The following is a 6,033-nucleotide window of genomic DNA, read 5'->3' as shown; positions in this document are numbered from 1 at the left end:
TGTAGAAATTCAGGCAGGCATTGACCGCTTGCTACGTGAAAGTGACGAGGGCAACAAGTGGATCGGTGGCTTGAACGCTCAGATCAGTACGTCCGGTGTTGCCGGTACGGATCCAAGCGGTGACGCATCGATGAAAGCGACCGGTTTGGGCATTGGCGGCACGCTGACATACTATAAGCCAAACGGGTTCTATACTGATATCCAAGCACGCCTTATGGCGGTTAGCACTGATTTTTCTTCTGCCTCGTCGGGCAGCTACGATAACGCACGCGCCGTTGTGGCTTCGGCCTCTGTTGAGGTAGGCCGTAAATATGAATTCGGTGATGGCTGGCGCGTTGTGCCCCAGGCACAGCTTACTTATACGCAAGCGCGTTTCCGTAGTTTTGTTGACACAGTTGGCACTGTCGTAGAGCCAGATAACGCTGAATCACTGAAGTTGCGCGTCGGGGTTAACGTTGGACGTGAACGCAATTGGGAAGCAGATGATGGCACCACGCGCCGTCTTGAAGTTGAAGCAGGCCTTAATCTGCATAAAGAACTTGCCGGGCGTACACGTGTGAATGTTTCTGGCACGCCGCTGCATAACGAAGAAGAAGACACCACCATTGAGGTTACCCTGGGTGCGACCTACAACTGGAACGACGACCGGAATTCAGTTTACGGTGAGGTCGGTGTCTCAACAGGCCTGCGCAACCTTGGCCGCAGTCGCCGGATCTCAGGAACAATTGGCTTCCGCCGCAAGTGGGATTGAACTGCAAAAGACTGGCCTAACAACTGGACAGGTTGTTAGGCCAAAAGTGTATTATAAACTTCACGATGAAACTCGATACAGTTGGAGGATAAATAAGTGTACCATTGGAGTACCGATGCATACCCTGAAGACGATGCCTATGATGTTTGGTGTTCAGAATTGCAGGACTCGACCATTCCGTGGTCTATAGGTAAATGTAAGCCACCCAGATTCTCGGCAAGTTATTCTGGCAAAGCGATAGCTGGCTTAAATGTCATGGAAAGCCACCTAGCCTCTTTCTCGGGGCATCGCGGAAAACAGGAAATCACTCGTTCAGAGGGATCGTATTGCTCGATACAGTTTATGAAAGCGGGCTATGAAAGCGTGAATCGCGATGGCCACCAGACAGTCCTGCGAAGGGGTGACGCTTACCTCTGGTGCTCAGAAGAAAATTTTTCATTTACAGCCCATAAAAAATTACACACTATTTCACTCCGCATACCAAGTGATCTATTGGCCGGCCAAGTTGAATCTAAGAATAGAACACCACGAAAATTAGACTATACAAAGGGTATTGGGGCATTACTGTTTCAAACAATCCATTCGACTTATCTTACAGACGATGAATTCAACTTAGCGGAGAGTGACCTCTTAGAGAGTACCATTTTAAGCTTAGTGACTAGTGCGTTTTCACTGCAAATTTCTGACAAAAGAATGATGAGTACACGGGAACGAACTTTCGAACGCATTAAGGAATACATTGAAATGCACACCGAGGATCCATCCCTGTCAGTGACGTCAACGGCTGCAAGCTTGGGTATTTCAAAACGTTATTTGCATACATTGTTTGCAGATAACTCTATGACCTTCATGGGTTATGTTCAGCATCGTCGCATCGAATTGATTAAGGAGGATCTACTAGTTTCTAAACCGTCGGAAACCTTGACTTCTATATCATATAAATATGGTTTTAGTGAACCTTCACAGCTCAGCCGTGTATTTCGAAAGTTGACGGGAATGACGCCAAGCGAATTTAAAACGGGTGGATCCACATATCCACGCGTATCGAGCTGCCCCTAGCGCTTCAGTTGCAGTGATTGTTAAGTTTTAGATCAGTCTCGCGCAAGGACCCATTCATTAATGCCGTTAACCTTATTGATGCAATTAGGGCGCTGGGGGCTTGCAAATGGGACGTGCACTACAGAATATGAAAACACAAACGAGCACGTCTTCGCAAGAACGTGTTCTCGCAGTGTTACAGGTCATAATTTTACGCAAATCTGCGGATTTGAATGAAATCACCAATGAACTCCAGATCTCGCGGAGTTCATCATATCGCGCCATTCAGGTACTTGTAAACTATGGGTGGGTAAGGCCGCGCTCTGGTGACTGTGCTTATGTTTTATCAGCCCATTTTGTTGAGAAATTCGGAGGCCGAACACTAGATGCCTACACCGCAGAATGTTGCCTTGAATTAGTGACCGATTTACTTCGCAAAGAAAATTTGCATTCAGAACTGGCCTTACAAGATGCTTCTGGAAGGCTGCGAGTGATCGAGAGCACGTCAAAAGAGTCATATATACGAGGCGGAGCTTGCGACGTAGCGCAAGCCATCGCTAGGATAATCCATATGGTATTTGAGCCACGTGAAGTCGCGAACGATTCTGCCCTATTATCTGCCTCCAGTCGTGGAAAATCGCTTTTTTTATCAGGGGTACATATTCACAATAGCATTGCTTGCATCGCCTTCAAAACCGAATGGTCTGAGGTTGGCATATGGTCGATTTGGCCTGTGCAAAAATTTAGCAACTCGGCGTCTCATTTGGTGCGAACTATTGGGCATCTGAGGCGCCATGAGATATTTACTCTGCCAGATGAAATTGACTTCTTCTACTCCGGCCACGAGGTGTGAATGCAAAATATCATTCTGTCTCTTGCTCTTGCCCATGCATATGGTCAGACGGAAACAGCTTTGTGGGTCGAACTAGAATAACCAAAACGTGAACACATCAGTGTCTCATTTTGTTCTAATACACTACCATAGTATGGTTTCATCATTAGTGCATAGAATTTATTAGAGAACATCTAAAGTGGCAATTCTCTCAATAAATACAATTTTAAGATCTCATCACAACCATAGGCTAAGGAAGAATACATAGGCGATGATTTTTGAATGGTCCACTAAAGCGAAACATGGCGACGCCTTCGATGCTTGGCGCAATGATATCATGCTTGATAGTACCCCGTGGGCGGTTGGTTCGAAGCCAACAGGCCCATTCACTGCATCGCACAAGTTCTTAGCTCTAAATGGCCTTCCAATGGGGGAAGTTACTATTTCCGGAGCCTCTGGGCACCGTACAGCGCGTGAGATTCGCGCGTCAACCGTGGAAAACTATACATGTGTCGTGATGGTTTCTGGTTCCCAGGGTGTTTCTCAAGAGCAGTTCAATCGTAAAGTTTCCCCCGGTGAAATTTACCTTTGGGATAGTGAATTGCCGTGCAGTTTTGAGTGTAGAGCTAAGACGAGCCAAATTCAAATTTCCATCCCAAAAGAGCAGATTCACCGAGTAACTGGGGGGCGTCACCTATCACCTAATGTCATCAGTTCCACGAGCGGGATTGGCGCAATCTTAGCGCAGTTTATGGCAACAGCCATGAAGAACGTTACTGAGTTTTCCATGGATCAGAATGATAGGGTCAGTGAAGTTGCTATGAACTTGATATTGGGTGGCTTCGATCGGCAGGGTCGACCTCAGGGTAATACGCCTCGGTTAGTTGTATAGGGCGGTGCAAAATTAGGCCACAGTAGCGCCGGTATTTCACCGGTGCGGGCGGCGCAAAAGTCGTCCACTTTTTGTCTGAACTGTTTGAGCAGGGAGGGCTGGAGGATTTACACTGTGGAAGTTTATTTGCAGGTGCGCCGGGCGCACTTTGATGAGGGTCGCAGCAAGCGGTCGATAGCACGTGATTTTGGCTTGGCGCGCGGAACGGTTGACAAGATGTGCGCGTTTCCGGTGCCGCCGGGCTACCGGCGGGAGAAGGATGTGCGCCGTCCGAAGCTGGATGGGTTCACGGGTTATGTCGATGCGTGGCTTTTGAAGGACCTGGAGGTCCCGAAGAAGCAGCGTCACACGGCGAAGCGGATTTACGACCGGCTTTGTGCGGAGAAAGGGTTCACCGGTGGTTATACGACGGTAAAGGACTACGTTCGGGCCCACCGTCAGAAGGCGCGCGAGATGTTCATTCCGCTGGCGCATCCGCCCGGGCATGGGCAGGCGGATTTTGGCGAGGCCGTTGTTGTCTTGGCCGGCATTCAGCAGAAGGTTCACTTCTTTGCTTTCGATCTGCCCCAAAGCGATGCCTGTTACATTCGAGCCTATCACGCGGCCACATCAGAGGCCTGGATGGACGGCCATGTTCACGCCTTTGGCTTTTTTGGCGCGGTGCCACTGTCTGTGGTTTACGACAACGATAGCTGTCTTGTTGCCAAGATCGAGGCGGATGGCCGTCGTCGTCGGACGCAGATGTTTACAGAGATGCTGTCGCATTACTTGTTTGATGATCGCTATGGCCGCCCAGGCAAGGGCAACGATAAGGGCAAGGTGGAAGGTCTGGTTGGTTGGTCGCGGCGCAATTTGATGGTGCCACTGCCGGAGTTTGCAGACATCGAGAGCTTCAACGCCTGGCTGGAAGAGCAATGTCGCAAGCGACAATCAGCGGTTCTGCATGGGCATACGGAGACGATTGGCCAGCGTTTGCAGGGTGACCTTGCGGCGATGTCGCCATTGCCGAGCGCAGCCTACGAGGCTTGCGCCAAAGCCACTGGCCGCGTCAGTTCACAATCCTTGGTGCGCTACAAGACTAATGATTACTCGGTGCCCAGCACCTATGGCTTCCGGGATGTGACGATCCGGGCCTTTGTGAATGTGGTGGAGATCGGCTGTGGTGGCGAGATCATTGCCCGCCATCCCCGTTGCTACGAGCGGGAACAGATGGTGTTCAATCCGGTACATTACTTTGCGCTTCTGGAGAGAAAGCCCGGTGCCCTTGATCAGGCTGCACCCTTGGCCGATTGGGAGATGCCCGAAGAGCTGCAAACCTTGCGCCGCTTGATGGAGGCGCGTCAGGCCCGACAGGGGCGACGTGAGTTCACCCAGGTTCTACGGCTCCTGGAGAGCTTTGAGCTTCCAGTTTTGTGTGCGGCGGTGCGCGTGGCGCTGCAAAAGCGGGCCATCGCCTTTGACGCAATCAAGCATCTGGTGCTGTGTCAGGTGGAATGCCGTCCCGCACGGCTCGACCTGTCGCTCTATCCCTATCTGCCGCGTGCAGCAGTGCAGACCACGAAGGCTTCAAGCTACATGGCGCTGCTGTCGGAGGGGGCATCATGAATGAGGCCTCCGACCTTCTGCTGGCCGATCACCTCAAGAAGCTCAAACTGCCTACGGTGTTGCGCGAGTATGAGAAGCAGGCCCGACAATGCGCTGCTGAGAACAAGGGGCACGTGCCCTATCTGAGCCGCCTGATCGAGTTGGAACTGATCGATCGGGAACGGCGCATGGTGGAGCGCAGGATCAAGGCGGCGAAGTTCCCTGCGCCAAAGAGCCTGGACAGCTTCGACTTCAAGGCGATCGCGGCGCTCAACAAGGTGCAGGTGCTGGAATTGGCGCGTTGCGGCTGGATCGAACGACGTGAGAATGTCATAGCCTTGGGCCCGTCCGGAACTGGCAAGACCCACATTGCCCTCGGGCTCGGGTTGGCAGCATGCCAGAGAGGGCTGCCAGTGCGCTTTATCACAGCCGCAGCATTGGTTCATGAACTGATCGAAGCGCGCGATGAGAAACGTCTCCTGCGCCTGCAGAAACAGATGCTGGCTCCAAAGCTGCTGATCATCGACGAGTTGGGCTTCGTGCCCCTCAGCAAGACCGGCGCGGAACTGTTGTTCGAACTGGTCTCGCAACGCTACGAGCGGTCATCAACCCTGATCACCAGCAATCTGCCCTTCGAGGAGTGGACCGAGACCTTCGGATCCGAACGCCTCACCGGTGCACTGCTTGATCGGTTGACACACCACGTCTCCATCCTGGAAATGAATGGCGAAAGCTATCGCCTCGGACAGAGCCGAAAAACTACCCAAAAACACTGACCAGAAATTGCCCCAATAGGGGCAATACGCCCGGGAACACGCTTGCTTTATGACGAGCCGCTGGTTCCCGGGCGCACGCCTCAAACCAACCGTCACTCAACGCCTCAACTGGCCTACTTTTACGCCGCCTCACTGGCCCATTTTTGCTCCGCCCTTGACA

Annotated in this window: 6 protein-coding genes; all 6 read left to right on the top strand. The window is 51.7% G+C overall.

The features are described from left to right. Nucleotides 1-751 (top strand): autotransporter outer membrane beta-barrel domain-containing protein (locus RJ38_RS07215; RefSeq protein WP_039018209.1); only part of this gene is annotated, 751 nt, incomplete at its 5' end. Between the two features lie 96 nt (nucleotides 752-847). Further along, a complete protein-coding gene (locus RJ38_RS18470; RefSeq protein ID WP_082005666.1) occupies nucleotides 848-1,810 on the top strand; it encodes a helix-turn-helix domain-containing protein in 963 nt (320 codons plus the stop codon). Between the two features lie 106 nt (nucleotides 1,811-1,916). Further along, a complete protein-coding gene (locus tag RJ38_RS07205; protein ID WP_039018208.1) occupies nucleotides 1,917-2,642 on the top strand; it encodes a helix-turn-helix domain-containing protein in 726 nt (241 codons plus the stop codon). A gap of 250 nt (nucleotides 2,643-2,892) precedes the next feature. Continuing rightward, nucleotides 2,893-3,513, top strand: coding sequence for an AraC-like ligand-binding domain-containing protein (locus RJ38_RS07200; RefSeq protein WP_039018207.1), 621 nt, complete (start codon nucleotides 2,893-2,895; stop codon nucleotides 3,511-3,513). 105 nt (nucleotides 3,514-3,618) lie between these two features. Continuing rightward, nucleotides 3,619-5,118 (top strand): IS21 family transposase, encoded by a 1,500-nt coding sequence (gene istA / locus RJ38_RS07195; protein WP_156121781.1) that lies wholly within the window; start codon nucleotides 3,619-3,621, stop codon nucleotides 5,116-5,118. Continuing rightward, nucleotides 5,115-5,873, top strand: a complete 759-nt coding sequence (istB, locus tag RJ38_RS07190; protein WP_202903862.1) for an IS21-like element helper ATPase IstB — start codon at nucleotides 5,115-5,117, stop codon at nucleotides 5,871-5,873. Before istA ends, istB begins: the two co-directional genes overlap by 4 nt. Nucleotides 5,874-6,033 lie beyond the last annotated feature (160 nt).

The sequence above is a fragment of the Halocynthiibacter namhaensis genome (genome assembly GCF_000812685.1).
Classification (GTDB): Bacteria; Pseudomonadota; Alphaproteobacteria; order Rhodobacterales; family Rhodobacteraceae; genus Halocynthiibacter; species Halocynthiibacter namhaensis.
This window is presented reverse-complemented; position numbering and strand designations above follow the sequence as displayed.

Bases quoted from the DNA above. Each gene is read 5' to 3' on its own strand.
- RJ38_RS07205 (WP_039018208.1), top strand. From the start codon at position 1,917: ATGGGACGTGCACTACAGAATATGAAAACACAAACGAGCACGTCTTCG.
- RJ38_RS07200 (WP_039018207.1), top strand. From the start codon at position 2,893: ATGATTTTTGAATGGTCCACTAAAGCGAAACATGGCGACGCCTTCGAT.
- istB (WP_202903862.1), top strand. From the start codon at position 5,115: ATGAATGAGGCCTCCGACCTTCTGCTGGCCGATCACCTCAAGAAGCTC.